The sequence below is a fragment of the Staphylococcus ureilyticus genome (genome assembly GCF_025558845.1).
Classification (GTDB): Bacteria; Bacillota; Bacilli; order Staphylococcales; family Staphylococcaceae; genus Staphylococcus; species Staphylococcus ureilyticus.
The window spans coordinates 2,567,579-2,589,520 of sequence record NZ_CP094825.1; the positions used below are offsets into that span (position 1 = coordinate 2,567,579).

Consider the following 21,942-nt stretch of genomic DNA (forward strand, 5'->3'; position numbering starts at 1 on the left):
ATCAATAAATTTCTCGGCATAAACATGTGTTCTACTTTTTATTTTTGTCTTGATAATCATATCTTTCTGCCATTTCATCAAAATCATCATCTTTATAAAAAAATAAAAAGTAAGCAATAACTCCTATCGGAATACCAAAAAACGGTGTAGTAAAAGTACTAAATATTACACACATAAAAATTAACCAAAACAAATCTTCTAAAGACCATTTTTTATTTAATAAATCATTCACAATTTGTTTGATAGTCATAAAAATAAAACACTCCTTTTTCTAGCAAACTTTATTTCAGTTTAATTAATCTAATTTCTAATATAAATATAACAAAAATAGGGCAAGCACATAAGTGCCTACCCTGAGCAGTATTCTCTAGTGGAGACTAGATAGAATATAAGTAGTGACAAAAAATATAGTCTAAACGACTACAATTATATTGTACCCAATCCTTTCACATTCAATCATCTAATAAAGTAGCCACCCATAGGGATGGCTCAAAAGGGAATGAAGTTCTGGAGGAACTTCATGAATGCAATTGTATTACACCCTATTAGATTGTTCAACGCTATTTACAATATCTTAATACTACTCAGACAATTTAGTTTTATTGATTTTCAAAATAGTGAAGATAACTACGATAGTTATTGTAACGAGGTCAAATGATCTTGTAAAAGCTTCCCCTAATTCTTTATTTTGCCAGAAATAGCGAATGATAAATAAAAGCGTTGAGTGAATGAATAATGCAATAAACATGTATATAACTGGTTTATCAAGTATCAAACCAAAAACTAGTATAAATATCAGCGCCATTATAGTAAGGATAAGCATAATTGTATTTGGAGTAAACAAACTATACCTCCATTCATAATTTAACCCACTCCTCAGTTCGAGGTAGTGGGTTAAATATAGCTATTTAAATCCTTTTCTTTTAATTTGTCTAAATGTGAAAATACCAAAGATTATTATAAATAATCCTTGTGAACATCTAATTAACGTTGAACTAAAATCTATTGCTCCAACATTTAATGTTTCTCCTATAACTGGTATAACTATATTAAATGCTAATAAGAATAAAGTGATCCCTACTAAAACTTGTTGTGATTTAGGCATAACAAACACCCTCATTTCTTATATATAAAAGCTAAATATTAACATCAAAATAACGATAATAAAAAATAATACCATAATGGTGAAATATATGTTTCTATGATTGCTGCAATCAATACAATTGGCAAAAAATATTTTATATACTTTTTTATACCTTCAATCACTGCATGATGCATGGAGATCGTTTTAATAGTTTCTTTTCTAAACACATTCATCAACTTATTTATAATCACTTTATTAATTACGTATAGAATAGATAACATTAGACTCAAACTATAAATTTCAATTAATAGGTGTGGCAAAAATCCAAGAAACAGCTTTATTCCATCCATGAAATTATATGCAAAATGTATGCCAATTAACATGCCTAGTGAAAAAACAGTTGATAGCGTGTTCAAATAATATAAATATGGTATTGGAATAATAGAAAGTATTAGCATTATGAAAGGTAAAATAAAGCCATTATTAAAAAAATATGTAAATAAACCTACTAATTTAAACTTATGCTCATTATTAATACTAGCTTTTGGAAAATCACTAAAATCATCTATAACTAAACCAAGTATGTAAAATATGAAAATGATAGCTGTAGTTACACCTACAGTGAACAAAAAAAATTTATTAGTCCTTTTTATAAAACCTTTATCAATTTCTAGCATAGACTACCTCCATATTTTATGTAGTTCATAATCAACTATACACTAACATATTCTTCATTAAATTTATATTGTACATAAAATCACCCACCAGAACTCATACTGATGGGTGGTTATTATTAACTAACTACCTTTTTTGAAATTTTCTTTGAATCCTTTTTTAATATCCTCAATCATGGAACTACTACCTACTAGGTTTGAAAATGTACTCATTACAAAAGTTATTATTTTTCCAATGATATCCATATAGCATTCTCCTTTACTATATAGATACCTTGTTTACAATAAAATAATCATACTCGTAACATAATATAGCTTCAATCCTCAAACGGAACATCATCTATAATTTTAGTTCTATTCGGATATTTCTTACCCACTTCCTCTTCTGCTTCATCATCCCATTCACCAACATTAATGATTACCGGTGTGTCACCAGTAAGTTCATGCTTATCTGTAAATAGTGTATGGTATTTACCAAGTAGATCACGCGCTTTTAAACGGTCACTAATCTTGATAGGTACTTCCACCATCTCAACACTCTCATTATAGATAATGTTGTACTTCCCTGTATCTGGATTCTTAACATATTCACCACGTTTAGTGACGACCTCTTTCATTTCTGTTTCTTCCCCTACTGCTGCATTAGATAATAAATGTAGTATCTCATTCGCAGAAAGCACGTTATCATCAATAACCTTACTTTTAACCTCATTGAGATAGTTTGCTACCTTTTCATTCTTAAGCAACCTATAGCCTTGTGTGTGGGCGCTCTGTGGGCTATACCCTGCCTTGATAGCCGACTGTGTTAAGTTTAGAGTCTTTAGGTATTCAGATACAAATTTCTCTTGTCTTGGATTTAATTCGCTCATTTAATCACCTCTTCTTTAAACTTTGATATCTTCGCCAGTTGGCGTATAAAGTTCGTGATAAAATGGTGTATTTCCTGCCGATTTTCCGTTGTGTATCATTTGCTTTTGAACATTGTATTCATCAGCCAAACGATTAATCTGTCTATCAGCATAATTAATTGAATTATCATATTGAGCTCTTAAATCAAGCACCTTACTTTTAGCTTCACGATATTCATTGCGTATATTTAATAAATTATTTGCTTCTTCTTCATATTTCTCTTGGTACTCAAGCTCTAACAATTGTGCGTGTTTAGCTACTTGCTTTGATTGTACTTGAATTACTTCTGGTAACGTATCAATCATAACTGCAAACCGTCTTGATTTACGTTGTATTTCATCTTCTAATTGTTGCAGATCTTCTTGTAATTCCTCTGATTTTTCAATCTCATTATTAATAACAAAATCTTTATACTTATTCTTTAATTGCTGCAATGCTTCTTCTTGCTCACCTAATTCTCTTGATAAAGCTTTAATACTTTGTTCATAATCCAATACATATTGAATAGCTTTTTGTATTGCTTCATTATTTTTCATGAATTATCCTCCCTAATACTGAAACAGCTCTCTGTTTTGAGCTATTTGGTTTGTTCTTTCACTATCATCTTTTATGTTCATGATTTTCTCACGCTTTTCATTACGTTCAATATCAGTTAAATGATCATTCGGATTCTGTTTCTTTTGCTCTTCAATTTCTGCTTGCTTCTTTTCTGTAAATTTATTTAATCGGTATTGCTGTATATCGGTAAGTTCCAGTTCATCTACCATTTCATTTAAATGTTCATTAGATAAGTAATTTGTGTTCAATTCTACCTCGCCCCTCTTCTTTAATTTGTTTAGCGTGTGCTTCATTACGTTCACGTCGTTTGATTTCCCTTAGTTCATTTCTTTTTGTACGATCATCTATTACTAGTTCATACAATTCCGACTTTAATCTATCTATAATGTCTGGTATATAAGTAGCATTAGATTTCATGTATCGCTTAATATCATTCTGTTCATTAATGGTGTACTTACCTATCACCTTGTAAAAGGCTTTTAGGTCTCTTTGACTCTTACGCACAAACTTATCAAGATTCTGCTTTTGTTCCATTATCTCTATTGCTAATTTTTCTAAAGGGAAAGATTCATAGTAAATTTGATGTAGATATTCGTCACTAGCTAAATGAGGATAAGTACGGTCATACATCATTTCTATATCTTCTTCTGCGCCACTTATCTTTTCTGAGATGTAGTAAGGATTAAACCTTGTAAGTAATTCATAATCACTAACTTCTCTTTTTATTTCATATGTCACTGGTGGCTCATATGTGCCATATACAAGCTCTGGTTGATTATCAATAATAATACTCACCTACTATACCTCTAGTTTCTTAATAGCTTCATATCGTCTCACACTGCCATCTATAAGCCTTTGTATGCTAAGCATAGCTTGTTGTTGCTCTTCCTTATTACTAATCATGTAATAGCCACGCTGTGCCTTCTTATAGCTACATCCAATCGCATATCCATGTTGTTCAATTAAGTTACTAATTACTGATCTAATCCATCGTTCATTAGTGCTATTTATCTCACAACCTAATTGATTTAATATCTTTTCTTTAGTAATATATTTATTCGAAGCATTTCTTATCACGTTGAGTACCTGCAAGTGGTCATCGGGTAAGGTTTGCTTCTTTTTTTCTGGCGTTGAAGTTGTCATTTAATCACCTCGATTCTTTTTACTTTATACAGTAATTATACCATTTTTACACGTTTATAACAAACTAACGTTCGCTATTTTACAGTGTTTTAAAACTGTTAATCATTCTTCAAACAACTATCACTAAAGACTTCAAACAGTATATTCATACATAATCACACTATACCATTACAAGAACTAATGTTCGTTTTTGCGTATTTAATTAAATTTTTCTTATCTAACTCACAATGATACAATCATTGTCAAAAGGTTATTATAATAGGTGGTTTTCCATGAAAAAATATCTATTCGTTATCACTACTATTCTTGCTATCATATTAGGTTTCTACATATATATCGGTGCAACATTCAACATCTATTCGTTACATTTATCCCCTCAAATATTAATCGGAATCTTCTTGATACTTGCAGGAATCGTTCAATTACTAGGTGCTCTAAAACCATATTTAGCTTATTTATTTATAATTGCTGGAATATCTTTACTAATTTTAAATTAACAAGTCAAAGGAGAATTACTATGAGTTTACCTGTTGCTATAATATTAGGAATTATCGCTATACCTATTTACGCTTACTTCTGGGCGTTTATATTCCTTTGGGAAAATAAGAGAAGAGTTAAACGTAACAACTTTGATCCAATGACTAAGAAGCAATTTAATTTATTACTAATAGTACATGCTATCTGTGCTGCAGGCTTTGTAATACTTGCTATTTACACAAGCTATTTTAAATAAGTTACTAAAACCAGATTGCTGATCTAGCAATATCTATATAGATTCCAACGTTCTGAGAAAATATAATGTTAATCTTTTTTGATTAATATCTACGTATCCAAAAAGCTGACGCACCAAATTAGTGCACTAGCTGCTAATATAAAAAAGTGAAGGAACGATTCGTTCCCCCAGATCATGACGTCGTATTTCACGCCCCCCCTTTATATGCTTGATATAAGCATTTGTAATCGTTATTCAAAAAATATATAACCCACACAAATCATAGCTACTAGCATTTTCTAGCAAAAAAGGAGCACCCAAATAGGTACTCCCTCACAAGTCTGTACAACTTAAAATAAGTTAAATATTTATCTATCAATATACCTAATCATCAAGTTTTCTTTATTTTGTCCTACTTTACCTTTACTTTCAAATCCATGTCGTTCGAAATATTGCGTATTCTTATCTGTTTCAGTCCATAAACATAAATCAAGTTTTGTTTTTACTGATACCTCAATAATAGAATTAAGTAATAATTGTCCATGACCTTTTTGCACAGAATTTAAGTTATGAATCTCTATCATCCAACCATCTTTAAAATGTTTCTTATGCAAAACATTAAGTTTTCTAATATTAAACTTAATCATTCCTTTAAAATCATTTGTGATTAAAAATATATCTCCTCCATAGTTGTATAAATAGAAGTCATCTGTTAATTCAAATACTGAATGTATAAATGATTTTTGCTGATCGCATGGATGGAATAAAAGACCAGCAACTAATCCTTTTTTTCATTTCTTCTTGGTTATTCTTAACCTTTGCTTTAAAAGTTATATTTCTACTTAATAATTCAAATTGTTTCTTTCCTATCTCTGTAACTGTTGCCATTAATCATTCCTCCTAATATAATGTGTTACTTTGGTTACTGACTTGTTACTGCATTTGTTACCATAAACCATTGATATAACAGCGTTTATAATAATTAGTAATAAGAGTAACAACTTTTTATTTATAGAGACCATGTATATTGTTGGATTTTAACTATTTTTATTACTTATAGTCTTATAATATTTAGTTTGTTACTTTTGTTACTATACATTTTAAACCTTTGATAACACTGAATTCATAAGTAACAACAATCATTTTTTATTTGTTACTCACTTGTTACCATTGTTACTTGTAATAATCTGAAGTAAGATTATATGAATTTGTAAAATCAAATCCTAAATTTTTTACAACATCTTTTTTTATGGCATAACCCCTGTATGGTGTACTTTTATGTTTCACTTGTTTTTGTTTTCCTATGGTACTTTCAACTAGATAATTTTTCCTACTCCATTCGCCAGTTATAGTATTCATTTCATGCCCTAAGAAATCTTTAACCGTTTCACCTAATATACATAAATAATCACGCTTATATATAGCTTTAACATCGCCACTTTTAACATCATGATAACCTTCGCCTTCAATATGATTTCTATTCGCATCTAGATACTGAAGTAATTCTTCTAACATTTGCTTAGGTTTATCAATATTGCCATTATTTTTAATCATACTATGATAGGCTTCATCAACGACTCTGTAATGATCATGTTCAAATCCTTCAATATCATTGAGTATTTCACCAGTGACTTGCATCAAAGCAAATGAACGTCCTAATCTAACCATCACTTCATTATCTTCAGCCTTCTTAATGAAATATTGTTGCGCACCTTTAAATGAACTATAGTATTTATCTTTATTTGACTGAAATTGTTTAATAAATGCTTTTCCTAATACTCCATGAGATTCATCTATAGATTCGGCTAAACTAGCAAAATCAAAATCTTTTGGGTACGGGTCATCTTGCAAAGTTATCACACGACCAGAAACGCCACCTTTTTCCCCTGCCATATCTGGCATAGAGACTTCACCAGTCGATAATAAAATATTCTGCCATGTTTTTATTTCATCTAAAGTACGGTTTGTATTACTTCGTGACTTAGTTTTACCACCAGAAAAATTATACACAGTATTTGAAATAAAATTAGAATGTGTGTTACGTGTATCATCCTTTAATAATGGAAATGAATTGAAGAATACTGCTTGCGCTTCAATACTGTTTTTAGTTGAATTCCACTCAGTAATTAATCCGTCATTCCCCCAAACACTTGCTGCAATCTTTAAAGTAAAAGTTTTACCTGTTGAAGTACGACCAGATATCTCCACAATGAACGGAGTGATTTTAAATTCATGCAAAAGTACTGATCCTAGTGATGCATATACCATCATCATAACCATTGGTAGTGATTTAATTTTATTGAATACATTTTTTGAGTAATCATTTAATGTACCTTTTGTTTCAAAGGCTTTGATTAGTGATCTATATCCACTATCATTGTTAAATAATTTAATGTTACTCGTTTCTAATTCTTCTTTGTACGGATAAATGAAGTAGTTTTTTATATGGCCCAACCTATTAGCTACCGATATATTAATAGGTGGTTTTTCACGCATAGATGCATTGATAAAGTCTACCAACCTTGCTGATGTCGTAGATGTCACATCCAACTTATTCTTGGCTAGTTTGATTAAATTTCTTGCATCAGTAATTTGTTCAGCTTCAACATTTAAATTTACATCATGATTATTATCTTGGAATTTAAGGTTATAACTAACTTCATTACTTTCAATATCTTCATAGCGTTCATTCACATTGGGTATTGTACTTGTAACAAAAATTTTCTTATCTGGTTTATTTTCACTTTCGCTAGGAATAATTTTATACAAATGAGATATTCCATTGTATTGCTCGATTTTATAGTTTCTAGGAATCAATTCTGATTCTTTTTTAGTAACAACTGCTTGTTTCTCTTCAATCCAATCAAGCATGTTTTCATCACTCATTGAATACCTCCAATCATAATTTATAGTGTTTTTTGAAAATTGACTGAAATGTTGCATTGATTTCCCTATCTGATATAGGTGGTTTACACATTTTTCCGTAATTATAAGCCAAACCATATATAAGATGATCATTCACGCCTTTATTAAATAGATGACCTATAATAGACGTTAAGGCGTTATTTCTAGATCCTCTAGTCACACCATGCGCGACTTCTTTCCAATACTCATCATCACGCTTATTAAATTTTAGGTTAATATTATTTTTAGAATCGGCATCTACTTTTTGATACCATTTTGCCAATATAGATTTATTCAAGATAGTAGCATCATTATATCGGTACATGTAAATTGCATCTTTGTGTTGAATTACTGGTAATGCCATACATCTACTAGGTTGATAACTACCTTCATCTACTTTATGACCAATTTTATTGGCAATCACCTTTGAACATATTCTATATTCTTCTGCATTTATAGGCTCACTCAGTGGCACTAGCAAACGTATTCTAGGCGCATTTGTTGTATGACTGAATGTTGTGTGCCAAAACCATGAAACATCACTTAATTGCTCTCTAATTGAGTTATGAAGTGCTTTAAAATCTGATATATCATCATAATCTAATACAATTACATTCCTATGGATAATATTCTTATCTTGTCGGTATTTTTGTTTCTGATCACCATATTTATCTACACCATCAGACACATCTCCGTAAATCGCAGTATTACGACTATACTTATTTTGGTTTACCTTAGGTACTTGCAGTCGGTTAACAAGTTCATTCCAAGTACATTCAGTAAATTGTGTGAATGATCCAGAATCTAAACTTTCATACTCAACGACTGATACATCAGTATCATATTCAAGTGTTATCTTATTAAACCCCAATAAATTCCACCTACCTCTGTAAAATGTTGCTTGAATTTGATAGAATGTATTTGTGTTATTAACAAAACATTCTAGTTCTTTGCGCTATCTGGTAAGTTTGCCGACTGTTCAGATAGTGCTTTTTCTATGCGTTCATTTATTTCTTCAACTGTATAACTAAGTTCATCTACTAACATTTTCAACGCAGATGAAACAATATAATTAAAGTCCTGAAATTCCCTAGCATGATTTGCTAATGAATAATGTTTTCCTTGTTCAAATGTTTTTTCTGCTTCTTCATCATGAGTTTGGCGATCGCACACCATATTCAGTACTGCTTGTAATTTCCTCTCTAAATTCCCACTGTTCAAATCCTCTTTGATATTTATTAATTCATTCATTTTCTATTCCTCCACTTTTAAGTTTCCTATAATATATTCATGCGCCCATTCTAGTATGCCTATAATGTGTCCTTCTCTATCAGTGGTATAATTTGTTGTGCCTTTTTCATCAGTAACGCTATAACTATATGTTTCTTGTGTCTCATTCATAACATCACTTAGTGTACGAGTTACTTCATCAAGAATTAAAAATTCTTCAGTATCAAAATCTAGCTCAACAAGAATGTTGAATAATTCTTTATGAACTAACTTTAAAATGTGTTCATAAAATGCTGTATCGTTATAACGATTGTCGGTTATTGAATGAAATCTATCTTTTGCTGATAAAAATACTTCTTTATCTTTTTCATATAGTACTTTCTCTGATACTTTCACTACCTTTGATAACTTATATTTTTGTTCTAAATTCATTTATTCATTCTCCTTTAATTTGTATTTTTTACTTAGCAACAATGCGCCAATACTTAAATACATGTATGTTGCAAAACTGATAAATATATCTTCTGTATGCAGTGCCAACAATATAGTGATTGTAATGATTAAACTCATTAGCAATAAATAAAGTTTCATCACAGCCACTCTCCATTTTTTAATTTGAGCCATTGCTCGAACTTTTCTATCTTTATAACTACTAGAGTACTACTCAAACTTAAATACATATCTTTGACACCTCTGTCGTTCTCTTTGTACTCATTTAGCAATCTAGAAGTAGTTGATCTACTAAAACCAAATAACTCTCCAATAGCTTTAGGTGCGCAGTAGATTGGATTTGCAACTACTTGTTCTGGTTCTAGCACTGTATTTTGTTTCGTTGCTTTATCTTGCAATTTGTGAACTGACATCATTTGACCTCCTCTTTTTCATTAATTCCAAAAAATTCATTTGGTGTCACATCGAAGTATTCACATAGCTTCATGACTGTTTTTGTATCTGGATTTTCAGTACGTTCATGATATAAGCCATAAATTGCTGATCTAGAAATCCCAGTACTTTTATGCAATTTCAATGCACTAATGCGATGTTTCCCCATTAGCAAACTCAATTGATTGTTCATGTTAACACTCCTTTCTTAGTTAATACTAACAAATGTTTGGTTAACAGTACAATAAAAATTTACCACCATCTTTTTAAATTGTCAATACAAATCAATACAATTGTTAATAATATTTTTCGTTGTATCGAAATACACTTTCTTCTATACTATAAATGAGGTGATAATATGAAATTCTCGGAAATCTTAAAAAATTACAGAACCAGTAACAACATATCAGTAAATAATCTTGCAAAATTATCTGGCGTTTCCAATGCATACATTAGTAAACTTGAAAATGATAAAAGAAAATTCCCATCAATTAGAACTATTTATTTATTATTATTAGGGGTAGAAAACCACTTAAAAATTAATGATGAGATTAACGATGAAGAAATTAGAAAGTCTGTAATTCGTTTATTAAATTCTTTTCAAAATGCTGAAGATAGCAATCTGAAAGACGAAAGTTCCGAAGAACTCGCTTCTAATTACGAAGATTTTTATAATGATATACAAGATAAAGTTGGAAATAATGAAGAAAAAAATAGAGATAAAAAAGAACTTATTTGGATGGATAAAAATAAAAATGAGCAAAATATAAAACTAGATGTTCCGTTAAACGATTTTTATTACCATTTAAACGATATATATAATGAGAAGTATTTTAGAGGAGTTCGACTTGATAATTATGACAAGCAAATGCTAAAGGACATAATTAATTCTTATTTACTAAATAAACTAGAAAAAGACACCGAATATATTAGCAACGATATTGATCAATTGAAAACCAAACTATCAGATTTTAGTAGAACTTCCTTACTAAATAAAAAAGAAGTTCAATTGTATTCGAATCATAATAATATCCAAACTCTTAAACAAAAATACGATAAATAATATTTATTACTCACACAAAGGAGCATTACTATGGATATACTTATAGGAATTATAATCAAAATTATAGATGTAATTGTAGCTATAGCAAGCTTATTTGAACAAACAACATCAAAGTTATTGAGTAAGCTGTTTAGAGGCAAGAATAAGAAAGAAGATGAGATAAAAGAATAGCAGCACCCACTACGTGTCTTTGCACACGTACGCCCTATTTTAAGGTTGTGAGATACATAGTAATATTTAAATTAAGTAGTGTTAAAAATGATGTCATGACTATAGATGACTATAAGAAGAAATAATGTATAACAAAGGGGATTCAGGGATGGAAATTTTAAATTATAATATAGAATTTGATGAATATACTGAGCTTGTAACTATATATGCAGTAACTAATAAAGGAAATAAGTTTCATTTTTCTTTTTCAGATACTTACACTTTAAGAGATGTAAAACATAAGCTTGAAGAACTAGCAGAGAAAATAGATAATAATTCGGAGATTAATATAGATTAGTACGTAGGAGGGATGACAAATGTGGCATGAGCAATTCACTAATAAGCATAATCAAACACAGTACCGTTTCTATGAGAAGTACAAAGACCCATACACAGACAAATGGAAGCGCGTGAGTGTTGTTCTTAATAAAAATGGGAAGCAATCGCAAAAAGAGGCTCAGAAACTCTTAAATGAGCGCATAGAGAGTAAGTTGAATGATAAGACACCAACCGACCTAAAGACACTTACCTTTCACCAAGCGTGCGATGAATGGCTAAAACATTATAAAAATCATTCCGGTTCTAAAACTACTACAATCAAAGAAAAAACAAGTAATACTAACACTGTAAAAGCTGCTATAGATAAGGACATACTTATTAATAAGATTACACATACATACTTACAAAACATCATAAACGAATGGGCTAAATCACATAGCACAGGACATGTTCAATCACTTGTTATCGTTATCCGTTCCGTTTTCAAATATGCATTTAAATATTATGATCTGCACGATATTAGTGTGTTAGATAAAATAGATATTCCTAAGAAAGCTAAAACTAGAAATGAACTTCAAGCTAAACGTAATAACTATTTAGAAGATAGTGAAGTAAAAGAATTGTTAGAGTGCTTCGACTATCTAATTAAACATAAAAGCCATGCTACTCGAAAACGCAACTATGAAATGGTTAGGTCATTAGTAGAGTTCCAAATTAACAACGGTATGCGTATTGGCGAACTCCTAGCAATCAAGACAGACAATATAGACATCGAGAATAAAACGTTAGAGATTGATGGCACAATCAACTGGGTTACTGATGCAGAAACTGGAGCATTTGGCGTTAAAGAAACAACTAAGACAAGCAAGAGTTATAGAACAATCGGACTCACAACTCAAAGCATTAATTTACTTAAAACTCTTGTGCTAGAAAATAAGAAAGAGAATCAGTGGAATGATAAGTTTATAGATAGAGGTTATATATTCACTAATACTGCTGGTAGCCCTATTGACTTAAACAAGGTGAACAATATCATTAAAGAGGCTACTGATATAAGTTCAATTAACAAGCGTGTCACAACGCACACACTACGTCATACACACATATCTACACTTGCACAGTTAGGAATAAACCTAAAAGCTATACAAGATAGAGTTGGCCACAGTGACTACAAAACCACATTAGAAATATACACCCATGTTACAGATCAGATGGCTAAAGATATGATGAATAAGTTAGAAGAGGCGAAACAACTATGAATTCACTAATAACAGCATTATTAATAACATTAGCTATTGCTATAGTTTCTCAATGGATAATAATAGGAGTTATTATGTCATTAAAGCAAGAGGAAAATATAGATGTAACATATACACTTTTATTTATAGCTTATATAGTCATTTTCATATTATGTAAGGAGCAAATTGAATTGCACTTTTATGAAATCAGTCTGACATTTATAATTATTTCTCTTATTCTTAATTGGATTTATTCAAATTATTTGTATGTGAATAACGATACTCCTGTCGAAGAAAAGGGCAAAAGTATAGCCGAATTATTCATAGTATTAATCGACTCTATAAAACTAATAACACCCAAAAATATAAAAAATATAAATCAAGATATCAAAAAAGAAGTGAAACTTTCGATTAATAAACAGCGAATAATTTTATATGCATTAGCTTTTATATGTAGTATCTTCGCTCATTACGGAACAAACAAGCCTTTAGATTCATCATTCACTACTTTTATAATTTTTGATGTTGCTTTCACTCTTTTTTTAGAAAAATATTACTTCAAAACTTAAAAATATATTATTTTATGTTCCTTTGTTTTAGACAAACTTTTTAACAACGCCCTTTTTCTGCCCTTTTTATTATAAATCAAACCACAAAAATAACCCCGCAGGTATATGCCTACGGGGTTTTCTGATACAATATCTATTATTGTTCTTCTTTAACATATGGTAATAATGCCATATGACGTGCACGTTTAATAGCTAAAGTCAACATACGTTGATATTTAGCTGAAGTACCTGTTACACGACGTGGTAAAATTTTACCGCGTTCTGAGATAAAACGTTTTAATAATTCTGTATCTTTATAGTCGATGTGTGTAATTCCGTTTGCTGTGAAATAACAAACTTTTTTACGACGACGTCCGCCTCTTCTTGGTCCACCTGCCATGGTAACTGCCTCCTTTTAATAGTTTTTTAGTTTTATACGTTCATTATAATTAGAATGGTAAATCATCATCACTAATATCAATAGGGCCGTTTGCATTTGCAAATGGGTTATCTGATTGATTATTGTTTGATGGATTATTGTTGTTATTGTTTTGATAAGAAGACGTATTTTGTCCGGATTGTTGTCCACCAAAATTTTGGAAATTATTATTTCCTTCTTGAGCATGACGCTGATTTTGGTTTTTAGGTTCAAGGAATTGAACGCTATCACAGACAACTTCAGTTACAAATATACGACGACCTTCTTGGTTTTCGTAGCTACGTGATTGAATGCGACCGTCAACGCCAGCTAGACTACCTTTGAATAAGTAGTTATTTACATTTTCTGCTTGTTTTCTAAAAACAACGCAGTTAATGAAATCAGCTTCGCGTTCCCCTTGCGCATTTGTAAACGTACGATTTACTGCTAGAGTAAAAGTCGCAACACTCACGCCTGAGGGTGTTGTTCTATATTCTGGATCTTTCGTTAAACGACCGACTAAAACAACTCTATTTATCATTTAAACGACCCCCATTTATTATTTTCTTGTCTTATCTTCGTCTTCACGAATTACGATATAACGGATGATATCGTCTGTGATTTTAGCTAAACGTTGGAATTCGTCAGTCGCTTCATTGTCTTCAGTTTGGATACGTACGATGTTGTAGTAACCTTCACTGAAATCATTAATTTCATAAGCTAAACGACGTTTGCCCCAATCTTTAGTTTCTAAAACCTCTGATCCGTGAGAAGCTAAGATACCGTTGAAACGTTCAACGACAGCTTTTTTAGCATCTTCTTCAATGTTCGGACGAACGATGTACATAACTTCATATGTTCTCATTTTATAATTGCACCTCCTTGTGGTCTATGCGGCTCACCATCTTTGTGGTAAGCAAGGAATAATTTTCATTACTCACAATCAAGAATTATAGCACAGAGCTTTACATTTTACAATGATTATCAGACGTTCAAAATGACATTTTTATCTCATGTTTCATATGAAACATTTCATTACCTCAGCATCCTACAACTTCAATTTCATGCGATATTCCATCTAACTCATAAAATATTATATTCTTTTTTAAATGATTATAAATAAATTTAAAAGTTATTTCAGATAAACTTGATAAATCATTTTAATTCTAATAGCATATCATATACGTTCTTGATTTATATCATTAAAATCAAAGGACATGGTTACATAATTCAAAATTAATCAAAGGAGATTTATATGACTTCAGTTATTAAAAAAGGATTGCTGTCCATGAGTGTCCTGTTTGCAACTACAATAACATTTAATACTGTACATGCGGTTGAAAATACAGCAAGCGAAAAAGGAACCATGGGATATGGCTATCAAAAGTATATTGAAAAACACCCTGAAGAAAAAAATAATGAAACTCAAGAAAGTGCCTTTCGTTCAAACGCCAATACAACCGCTACTGGTGAAAGGGTTTTAGATATTTCCGAATGGCAAGGTAAGCTTTCAGCACAACAAGTCAAAGATTTAAAAGCAAATTATGATTTCATTATTATTCGTGCACAATATGGTTCTGAAAAAGTCGATGCAACATTAGAACATAACTCAAATTTATTAGATAAATATAACTTGGACTTTGGTGTTTATTCTTATAGTATGTACGAAAATCCTGATGATGCCAGATATGAAGCGCAAACTTTATACAATCGTGCACCTAAAGCCAGTTTTTATATCAATGATTTTGAAGAAAATACTGTGACATCGGGTACCGCTGATGAAAGTACAACTGCCTGGTATGACAAAATGCGTAGCCTTGCTGGAGATAAAAAAATCTTATTTTATTCATATGAAAACTTTATGAAAGAACATGCTTCAGAATCAGTGGGACAATATGATGGTTATTGGCTCGCTAACTATAACCAAGAGCAACCAACACAAGAACATGTGTTATGGCAATATACAGATAGCTATGCTTCACCTGAATTAAACCAAAATGTCGATGCAAATTATACGGGACCTGGTGTAGACACATCATGGTTTACATCTTAAGTTTTTCATCGCAGCATTCATAATGCTATTTTGATAAGTAAAACTTAGTACAACTAATGTCATGTCGCCATTACCTTTAACCAATATTCGTATCACCGTTTGTATTTATTCATACATCAAGGATTAAGAAGTATATAGTTAAAATTTTAACCTACTACTAGTTAAGTTGAATGAAAGTGTGTCTATGAACAAAATGAACATTCAAGACTCCCGGCATACTTACTTTCCAAATTTATGAAAAAAGCTTACGTGTTACCATATTAAGTAACACGTAAGCTTTTATTTTATACATTAAATCTAAAGTGAACGATGTCTCCATCTTTCATAATGTATTCTTTACCTTCTAATCTTTGTTTTCCAGCTTCTTTAGCACCATTTTCACCATTAAATTCTACATAATCATCGTAGCTCGTTACTTCTGCACGTATGAAGCCACGTTCAAAGTCAGTATGAATAATCCCTGCACATTGCGGTGCTGTCATACCTTTTATGAATGTCCAAGCACGTACTTCTTGTACACCTGCTGTAAAGTATGTTGCCAAACCTAATAAGTCATACGTTGTGCGAATTAAACGATCTAAACCAGGCTCTTCAATGCCTAAATCTTCTAAGAACATTGCTCTATCATCATCATCCAATGTAGCAATTTCTTCTTCAATCTTAGCACTGATAACAATGACTTCTGAGCTTTCTTTTTCAGCATATTCACGAATAGCTTGAACTTTTTCATTATCTTCATCGCCAATTTCGTCTTCTCCGACATTAGCAATATATAACATTTCTTTAGATGTTAATAATTGTGCTTGGTTTACATATTTTTGATCTTCTTCCGTAAAATCTAAACTTCTTACTGGATTACCTTCTTCTAAAGCTTCTTTAATTCTTGTTAAAATGCGAACTTCGTTAACAGCATCTTTATCTTTTTGTCTTGCCATTTTTTCTAATTTTGGTAGACGTTTCTCAACTGATTCCAAATCTGCCAATACAAGTTCCATATTGATAACTTCAATATCATCAATAGGATTAACGCGACCAGAAACATGCGTCACATTATCATCATCAAACGCACGTACGACTTGGCAAATCGCATCAACTTCACGAATATGTGATAAGAATTTATTTCCTAATCCTTCACCTTTTGAAGCCCCTTTAACAATACCGGCAATATCAGTAAATTCAAAAGTTGTTGGTATTGTTTTCTTGGGTTGTACCATATCTGTCAATACATCTAATCTATGATCTGGAACTTCAACAATCCCTACGTTAGGGTCAATCGTTGCGAATGGATAATTCGCTGCGAGCGCACCCGCTTTAGTAATTGCATTGAAAAGTGTTGACTTCCCTACGTTTGGAAGCCCAACGATACCTGCTGTTAGAGCCATTTATTCATTCTCCTTATTTTTCAGTATCTTGATGAGATACTAATATTTTTTTCAGTTTTTTATTAAACGTTTGTCGTGGAATCATAATGCTTCTTTGACAATTTTCACATTTTATTCGGATATCTGCGCCTACACGAATGATTTTAAAGCGATTCGTACCACAGGCGTGTTGCTTTTTCATCTCTACAATGTCATTTAAACCGTAATTTGATGTCATTCTGTCACTCCTCCGAATATTTAAGCGTTATTTTGTTGGTTAGGGTCATATTGTAACATCATCGGCTTAGGTGTTTTAATCTCTTTTTGCTTAAACAATTTCACTATCTCTTTTCTTAAAATACGCGCTCCGGAAGCACCTTCACCTGGAATTGTTTCAGCAGACACACTCAATACAATTTCATCTCGACTGATTGAATTGATACCAACGACTTGTGGTGTAGAGATAAACAAATAATAATTTGTTTGTATAGATTGAAAATAATCTGTGAGTACATTTTCTACTTGATCAATATCTTCCTCTACCGAAACTGGTATTTCGACAATTGCTTCACCATTGGTCACTGAATAATTTGTAATCTCACCCATACTGCCGTTTGGTAATGTCGTTAATTCACCTGTAATTGTATTTATTTTTGTCGATCTTAAACCTATGACTTTAACTGTACCTTCTGCAACAGTTGTACCACCGTTATTTATTTTAACATAATCTCCTACATCAAATTGATTTTCGAATATAATGAAGAAACCAGTGATAATATCTTTAACAACGGTTTGTGCACCAAAACCAACTGCTAAACCAACAACCCCAGCACTTGCGATAATACCTTCAACACTGATACCAAACTTGCTTAAAATGGTTGTTAACACTATAAACCATACCACATACGATACGATATTTTGAACTAATGATATTAATGTTGCTGAACGTTTTTTATTCGCTTTTTTGCCTTTATTTTGTATTTTGAAAAATTGCTCTATTCCTTTATTAATAAAACGCAATACTATCCACGCTACAATGATATATATCACAATCATAATGAGATTTGAAAGTAGCGTTTGATATGTTTCCGGTTTAGTTAAAGGTTCTATTAAGGAATACATAATACTTTTTATTTGATCCAATCATATTTCCTCCCTTAGTCAAAGACTCTTCTCATTTTATTATAATTATTTAAACTGTTAAACACATCCAACTTCCGACTAAATATTAAAATTTGCAAAACAAATAAACAGATCATTTGAAGTGTGTATCTGATTTCATTTACATAGAAAGCATACTACAACTTATAGGATAATAATCAGAAACCATCATACTATCATTACTCTCTTTATACTATCAATTTTTAAATATAGTTTATATAATTTTCATGTTTAATTAAATTTAAATTATGTAATTTAAAAAAGACAAAAGAAAAAGAACCATAATTTAAAATTATGATTCTCTATTTCTCAGTAAGTCATATTACTATAAATACACCTTGAAATAAAGGGTTTTTCAGTTTTTAGTCATCACTTTCATCAATCATTTTCTTTATTCGGCTATTTTTTTCTCAAGATTATCGTATAGTTTAAATATCATAACACGTTCACCTGTTTTAGAACTCAAATCAGTATGAAAGCCTTTGACTGCTTCACCAGTAACTGAAAAAACAATTTCATCAAGTGCCTCTATACCAGATTCTACAAGCTTAGATCTGGTGCGTTTAATTGTTAATAATCCTTCATGTGTCTCACAAACTTTATATTCAGCTTGTGTTAACACACCCTGCAAACTAACAATAATCATATCACGCAAAATATCAGTTTTCACAGACAGTGAACCACGACCAAGGAAGTCTTTTTCCCATTGTGTAATTGCTTTGCTGATTTCAGACTCATAGGTACCTTTAGTTGTTTTCATGTCGAATGCATCTCCCATAGAATCAAAATTAATTGTCGTATTATTTAATAATGCTAACATTATCATTTTTATATACTTTTCTCCATAGTTATGTGCAATTACCTAGAAAATAATATAACTATCGCTTATTTCTTCTGTCCTTTAAGAAATCAGAAAAACGTTTTTTAACTTAATCAACTGACCAATGTTGCCAATCACCAAATTCATCAATACTTGCCAATTTGAGCCAACCATTGTCCACCTTTTGATAAAAATCGTGTTGTTCATTTAATAGCTGTTTAATATAAGCATTGGGCGCATGCACGACGATGAGTAGTCTAATCGGAGAATGATACATTTTATTGTCTGCCGACATTACAGATTGCCAAGGTAGACCCGTCAACAAATCGCTCGCATTACCTTGCATAACGCCTATACCTGCCGTAATAGTCTGCGTTGTTTTACTACCGCTACCATAATAATGAGGTGTGACAGTTGAGGCATAATACTGTAGATTGATCCATTGTGCCACGGTGGCTGGACCGCTAATGATATTCGCTAAAAGGCTCCCATCATCATCTTGTTTCCAATCATAATTGTGTAAAAAGGCGCGCCCTTTTAAGTCGCTGTTTTTTGTTAAATCACGTGAACCTATAATAAATGAAGCGTTTCTCGCTAAGCCCCATTCTGGTCTAATCTCGCTCCAATCATTTGTTAAGCGATGTACTTCTTTGATTGGGTCTTGTTTTAAGATGTGATTGTCTGGTAATGCTTTCAATCGTTGTTCATTTGCGAGATAAGTAATGTCAGGCATTGCGGCTTGAATTTGATTTAAAGCATTTTGTCCAGCTTTTGACATTGTTGGTACGTATATCCATTTTAATTCATCTGTAGATGTTTGGTGCTCCGCTGCCGCAAAGATAGTGTCTTCTGGAATGACAATACCTCGCTCATTTAATGCCGTTCTAACTTCAGTCGAGTTACAAAGCTGTGCTAATACCTTCGCGTTAAACCCACTGGCTGCACCACCACATGCACCACAATCAAGCGAAGAAGCATAAGGATTATTCGCACTTTGACTGCCGTGCCCACACAATACGATTAATGGGGCAAACTCTAATTCCAAACCCATTAAACGCAACGCTTGTTGGACATAGTCCACTTTTTCTTCATTTGTGAAACCAACTGGTATACCTTCTTCATTAATATTGCAATGATCTAATGATAACGTTGTATCATTCGGTTTTTGTAACCAACCATCATAAAATTTTCGTATCAATTTACCGATAGGTCTCGGTGCGAAACTTCTTGAAAACATTTGAAGCGTTAACCAAGGGCCACTTAGCTCTGGTAAAAGTAAGCTCGGTAAAGCATTTTGTTTCATCTTTTTAAATGTATACGTTATCGATTTGAGTATGTGTTGATGCTGACGAAAAGATGTAGGTTCTTGCTCATGCGTGTATTCTTTAATTTTATGTTGCGGTTGATTCATCACAGGTAAAGATGGGTGACTGTGGGATTGTCCCAGTTCTTCTTTGACAATGGGGAGTCCAAAAAACCCAGCAACACCGATTGTCTCAAATGCACCAGCCGCTTCTATTTGTCGACGAAAAGGTTCCGAGCGTACATCTATACAAAACGCCATTTGTACTTGTGGCTTTTGGCTTTCTTGCTCATTATCTTGGTTTGTGGTCACGGTCGCTTCTAATTGATGCTCGTATGTTGCTTCCCAAGCCGTTAATAAAATTTGTCTGCGACCATGTTTTTCAAATTGTAATGCAAAATTTATATAAGCATTTTTTTCGGATTCAGATAATTGTTGCCATTGTTCACTGGTAAATATCCCAATAGCAAGCCAATGCTCTGCTAATTCATCGTATTCATATGTTATTGAATTTTCTGGTAAATTCACGGGTAAATATGGCTCAACAATTGCCCATTCTATACCAAGACGAATAGCTAAATATGACAATAACATTTGATCATCATTAGACGTTTGTTCATCTTGCCATAGCATCATACCAGCCCATCCAGGTAACGATAGCAAATGATTTTCCAAATATGTTTGATACTGTGCTTCAGCAATGTCTAACTTTTGTAGGACCATATGAATGAGCGCTTCAGCTTGACTTGGCAGTGTTTTCAACCGTGCGCGTTGTTGCTTGGTCAATGCTGGATCATGTTGTGCTAAACGTTGCCATGCAAAGAATAGACCTTTTTCTCTGTTAGGCATCGTCCATCCGGATTGTGCATCATCTAAATATAATTTGCACCATTTAATAACGTGATAGTCTACAATATCTATCAATCGTCTACCATCTTTATCCATAAGATAGGTGCTCACTAATGGCACTGTATGAGTTTCATTGTGTTGATTCACTTGTTTTTTGTTTTCAGAATAACGCGTTACGTCTACAATATTAGACAAATCTAACATTGCTCTAGCATATCTTTCAGCAAATTGTCTATCTATCGAGAGCATCGATTGATTTAGCCATGTTTGTAACTTAAATTCAATCATATCTTTATCAATTTCATCACGTTGATATGCTTGTTCAAACATATGCATTGTAGGATAGATATCTACGTCACGGACATTTGTTAACCATTGCGCCACATCTTGAAATGCATACTGTTCTAAATTTGACCAAGGGTTTCTTGCGGCAAACACAGAAATAGGTGATAAAGGAACGATAACTCGGCTCGCTTTAGCAATTATTTGATCGATATTATCTTTATGTTGACTTTGGTTTGTCATTTCTTTATGTTTCCCCAT

Annotated in this window: 35 protein-coding genes; 9 read left to right on the top strand and 26 right to left on the bottom strand. The window is 31.9% G+C overall.

What is annotated here, in order from left to right; translation table 11 throughout:
• Positions 1-31: 31 nt before the first annotated feature.
• Entirely contained in the window at positions 32-250 is a 219-nt protein-coding gene (locus MUA21_RS12680; RefSeq protein WP_224395948.1) for a VraH family peptide resistance protein, read from the bottom strand.
• Positions 251-520: 270 nt separating this feature from the next.
• Here MUA21_RS12680 and MUA21_RS12685 point away from each other — a divergent pair, with 270 nt between their 5' ends.
• Entirely contained in the window at positions 521-658 is a 138-nt protein-coding gene (locus MUA21_RS12685) for a hypothetical protein (protein WP_262561461.1), read from the top strand.
• A 246-nt stretch (positions 659-904) separates the two neighbouring features.
• On the opposite strand, the gene MUA21_RS12690 is transcribed toward MUA21_RS12685, so the two are convergent.
• The 8 genes from MUA21_RS12690 to MUA21_RS12725 form a co-directional block, all read right to left on the bottom strand.
• A complete protein-coding gene (locus MUA21_RS12690) occupies positions 905-1,105 on the bottom strand; it encodes a hypothetical protein (RefSeq protein ID WP_262561462.1) in 201 nt (66 codons plus the stop codon).
• Between the two features lie 44 nt (positions 1,106-1,149).
• Positions 1,150-1,761 carry a stage II sporulation protein M gene (locus MUA21_RS12695; protein ID WP_262561463.1) on the bottom strand — a complete coding sequence of 204 codons (612 nt, stop codon included), beginning with the start codon at positions 1,759-1,761 and terminating at the stop codon, positions 1,150-1,152.
• A gap of 120 nt (positions 1,762-1,881) precedes the next feature.
• Positions 1,882-2,004 (bottom strand): hypothetical protein, encoded by a 123-nt coding sequence (locus tag MUA21_RS12700; RefSeq protein WP_258953796.1) that lies wholly within the window; start codon positions 2,002-2,004, stop codon positions 1,882-1,884.
• A 71-nt stretch (positions 2,005-2,075) separates the two neighbouring features.
• Entirely contained in the window at positions 2,076-2,627 is a 552-nt protein-coding gene (locus MUA21_RS12705; protein WP_262561464.1) for a terminase small subunit, read from the bottom strand.
• A 15-nt stretch (positions 2,628-2,642) separates the two neighbouring features.
• Entirely contained in the window at positions 2,643-3,203 is a 561-nt protein-coding gene (locus tag MUA21_RS12710) for a GumC domain-containing protein (protein WP_069996220.1), read from the bottom strand.
• 12 nt (positions 3,204-3,215) lie between these two features.
• Complete coding sequence (locus MUA21_RS12715; protein ID WP_262561416.1) at positions 3,216-3,473, bottom strand: hypothetical protein; 258 nt, start codon at positions 3,471-3,473, stop codon at positions 3,216-3,218.
• Complete coding sequence (locus MUA21_RS12720; RefSeq protein WP_069996221.1) at positions 3,451-4,020, bottom strand: encapsidation protein CP3; 570 nt, start codon at positions 4,018-4,020, stop codon at positions 3,451-3,453. The genes MUA21_RS12715 and MUA21_RS12720 overlap by 23 nt, the downstream gene beginning before the upstream one ends.
• A gap of 3 nt (positions 4,021-4,023) precedes the next feature.
• On the bottom strand, positions 4,024-4,368 hold the full coding sequence (locus MUA21_RS12725) for a pathogenicity island protein (RefSeq protein WP_069996222.1): 345 nt from the start codon (positions 4,366-4,368) through the stop codon (positions 4,024-4,026).
• 272 nt (positions 4,369-4,640) lie between these two features.
• Between MUA21_RS12725 and MUA21_RS12730 the strand changes: the two genes are divergently transcribed.
• Positions 4,641-4,865 carry a hypothetical protein gene (locus MUA21_RS12730; RefSeq protein WP_262561465.1) on the top strand — a complete coding sequence of 75 codons (225 nt, stop codon included), beginning with the start codon at positions 4,641-4,643 and terminating at the stop codon, positions 4,863-4,865.
• A gap of 20 nt (positions 4,866-4,885) precedes the next feature.
• Complete coding sequence (locus MUA21_RS12735; RefSeq protein WP_069996224.1) at positions 4,886-5,101, top strand: hypothetical protein; 216 nt, start codon at positions 4,886-4,888, stop codon at positions 5,099-5,101.
• Between the two features lie 347 nt (positions 5,102-5,448).
• Here MUA21_RS12735 and MUA21_RS12740 read toward each other — a convergent pair whose 3' ends face one another.
• From MUA21_RS12740 to MUA21_RS12780, 9 genes are all read right to left on the bottom strand, one after another.
• The gene (locus MUA21_RS12740; protein ID WP_262561466.1) at positions 5,449-5,727 is read right to left on the bottom strand and encodes a thermostable hemolysin; all 279 of its coding nucleotides are present in this window, start codon (positions 5,725-5,727) and stop codon (positions 5,449-5,451) included.
• A 70-nt stretch (positions 5,728-5,797) separates the two neighbouring features.
• Entirely contained in the window at positions 5,798-5,968 is a 171-nt protein-coding gene (locus MUA21_RS12745; RefSeq protein ID WP_262561467.1) for a hypothetical protein, read from the bottom strand.
• 285 nt (positions 5,969-6,253) lie between these two features.
• Positions 6,254-7,966, bottom strand: a complete 1,713-nt coding sequence (locus MUA21_RS12750) for a DUF927 domain-containing protein (RefSeq protein WP_262561468.1) — start codon at positions 7,964-7,966, stop codon at positions 6,254-6,256.
• Positions 7,967-7,979: 13 nt separating this feature from the next.
• Positions 7,980-8,855, bottom strand: coding sequence for a primase alpha helix C-terminal domain-containing protein (locus MUA21_RS12755; protein WP_262561469.1), 876 nt, complete (start codon positions 8,853-8,855; stop codon positions 7,980-7,982).
• A 71-nt stretch (positions 8,856-8,926) separates the two neighbouring features.
• Entirely contained in the window at positions 8,927-9,235 is a 309-nt protein-coding gene (locus MUA21_RS12760) for a hypothetical protein (RefSeq protein WP_262561470.1), read from the bottom strand.
• 3 nt (positions 9,236-9,238) lie between these two features.
• Entirely contained in the window at positions 9,239-9,646 is a 408-nt protein-coding gene (locus MUA21_RS12765) for a pathogenicity island protein (protein WP_262561471.1), read from the bottom strand.
• Positions 9,647-9,808 (bottom strand): hypothetical protein, encoded by a 162-nt coding sequence (locus tag MUA21_RS12770; RefSeq protein ID WP_262561472.1) that lies wholly within the window; start codon positions 9,806-9,808, stop codon positions 9,647-9,649.
• Positions 9,805-10,077 carry a helix-turn-helix domain-containing protein gene (locus tag MUA21_RS12775; RefSeq protein ID WP_262561473.1) on the bottom strand — a complete coding sequence of 91 codons (273 nt, stop codon included), beginning with the start codon at positions 10,075-10,077 and terminating at the stop codon, positions 9,805-9,807. The genes MUA21_RS12770 and MUA21_RS12775 overlap by 4 nt, the downstream gene beginning before the upstream one ends.
• A complete protein-coding gene (locus tag MUA21_RS12780; RefSeq protein ID WP_075100218.1) occupies positions 10,077-10,289 on the bottom strand; it encodes a helix-turn-helix domain-containing protein in 213 nt (70 codons plus the stop codon). The genes MUA21_RS12775 and MUA21_RS12780 overlap by 1 nt, the downstream gene beginning before the upstream one ends.
• Positions 10,290-10,454: 165 nt before the next feature.
• Between MUA21_RS12780 and MUA21_RS12785 the strand changes: the two genes are divergently transcribed.
• The 5 genes from MUA21_RS12785 (at position 10,455) to MUA21_RS12805 (ending at position 13,455) form a co-directional block, all read left to right on the top strand.
• Complete coding sequence (locus MUA21_RS12785) at positions 10,455-11,159, top strand: helix-turn-helix domain-containing protein (RefSeq protein ID WP_262561475.1); 705 nt, start codon at positions 10,455-10,457, stop codon at positions 11,157-11,159.
• 30 nt (positions 11,160-11,189) lie between these two features.
• Positions 11,190-11,330: a hypothetical protein gene (locus tag MUA21_RS12790; RefSeq protein WP_262561476.1), complete on the top strand. Its 141-nt coding sequence runs from the start codon at positions 11,190-11,192 to the stop codon at positions 11,328-11,330.
• Between the two features lie 148 nt (positions 11,331-11,478).
• On the top strand, positions 11,479-11,667 hold the full coding sequence (locus tag MUA21_RS12795) for a hypothetical protein (protein WP_262561477.1): 189 nt from the start codon (positions 11,479-11,481) through the stop codon (positions 11,665-11,667).
• Positions 11,668-11,686: 19 nt separating this feature from the next.
• Positions 11,687-12,907: a tyrosine-type recombinase/integrase gene (locus tag MUA21_RS12800; protein ID WP_262561478.1), complete on the top strand. Its 1,221-nt coding sequence runs from the start codon at positions 11,687-11,689 to the stop codon at positions 12,905-12,907.
• Complete coding sequence (locus MUA21_RS12805) at positions 12,904-13,455, top strand: hypothetical protein (RefSeq protein ID WP_069996234.1); 552 nt, start codon at positions 12,904-12,906, stop codon at positions 13,453-13,455. Before MUA21_RS12800 ends, MUA21_RS12805 begins: the two co-directional genes overlap by 4 nt.
• 136 nt (positions 13,456-13,591) lie before the next feature.
• On the opposite strand, the gene rpsR is transcribed toward MUA21_RS12805, so the two are convergent.
• Genes rpsR through rpsF form a run of 3 tightly spaced genes read right to left on the bottom strand, consistent with a single transcriptional unit; the run spans position 13,592 to position 14,717 of the window.
• The gene (gene rpsR, locus MUA21_RS12810) at positions 13,592-13,834 is read right to left on the bottom strand and encodes a 30S ribosomal protein S18 (RefSeq protein ID WP_042737618.1); all 243 of its coding nucleotides are present in this window, start codon (positions 13,832-13,834) and stop codon (positions 13,592-13,594) included.
• A gap of 49 nt (positions 13,835-13,883) precedes the next feature.
• Entirely contained in the window at positions 13,884-14,393 is a 510-nt protein-coding gene (ssb, locus tag MUA21_RS12815; RefSeq protein WP_046207091.1) for a single-stranded DNA-binding protein, read from the bottom strand.
• An 18-nt stretch (positions 14,394-14,411) separates the two neighbouring features.
• Positions 14,412-14,717 carry a 30S ribosomal protein S6 gene (gene rpsF / locus MUA21_RS12820; RefSeq protein ID WP_019469843.1) on the bottom strand — a complete coding sequence of 102 codons (306 nt, stop codon included), beginning with the start codon at positions 14,715-14,717 and terminating at the stop codon, positions 14,412-14,414.
• 390 nt (positions 14,718-15,107) lie between these two features.
• Between rpsF and MUA21_RS12825 the strand changes: the two genes are divergently transcribed.
• Positions 15,108-15,905: a GH25 family lysozyme gene (locus MUA21_RS12825; RefSeq protein WP_262561481.1), complete on the top strand. Its 798-nt coding sequence runs from the start codon at positions 15,108-15,110 to the stop codon at positions 15,903-15,905.
• A gap of 284 nt (positions 15,906-16,189) precedes the next feature.
• On the opposite strand, the gene ychF is transcribed toward MUA21_RS12825, so the two are convergent.
• From ychF to MUA21_RS12850, 5 genes are all read right to left on the bottom strand, one after another.
• Positions 16,190-17,287 carry a redox-regulated ATPase YchF gene (gene ychF, locus MUA21_RS12830; RefSeq protein ID WP_073345237.1) on the bottom strand — a complete coding sequence of 366 codons (1,098 nt, stop codon included), beginning with the start codon at positions 17,285-17,287 and terminating at the stop codon, positions 16,190-16,192.
• Between the two features lie 13 nt (positions 17,288-17,300).
• Complete coding sequence (locus MUA21_RS12835; RefSeq protein ID WP_019469840.1) at positions 17,301-17,504, bottom strand: DUF951 domain-containing protein; 204 nt, start codon at positions 17,502-17,504, stop codon at positions 17,301-17,303.
• A 20-nt stretch (positions 17,505-17,524) separates the two neighbouring features.
• A complete protein-coding gene (locus tag MUA21_RS12840; RefSeq protein ID WP_262561482.1) occupies positions 17,525-18,409 on the bottom strand; it encodes a mechanosensitive ion channel family protein in 885 nt (294 codons plus the stop codon).
• Between the two features lie 409 nt (positions 18,410-18,818).
• The gene (locus MUA21_RS12845; protein WP_046207547.1) at positions 18,819-19,187 is read right to left on the bottom strand and encodes a Na-translocating system protein MpsC family protein; all 369 of its coding nucleotides are present in this window, start codon (positions 19,185-19,187) and stop codon (positions 18,819-18,821) included.
• A gap of 169 nt (positions 19,188-19,356) precedes the next feature.
• Positions 19,357-21,942 (bottom strand): DUF2309 domain-containing protein, encoded by a 2,586-nt coding sequence (locus tag MUA21_RS12850; RefSeq protein WP_262561483.1) that lies wholly within the window; start codon positions 21,940-21,942, stop codon positions 19,357-19,359.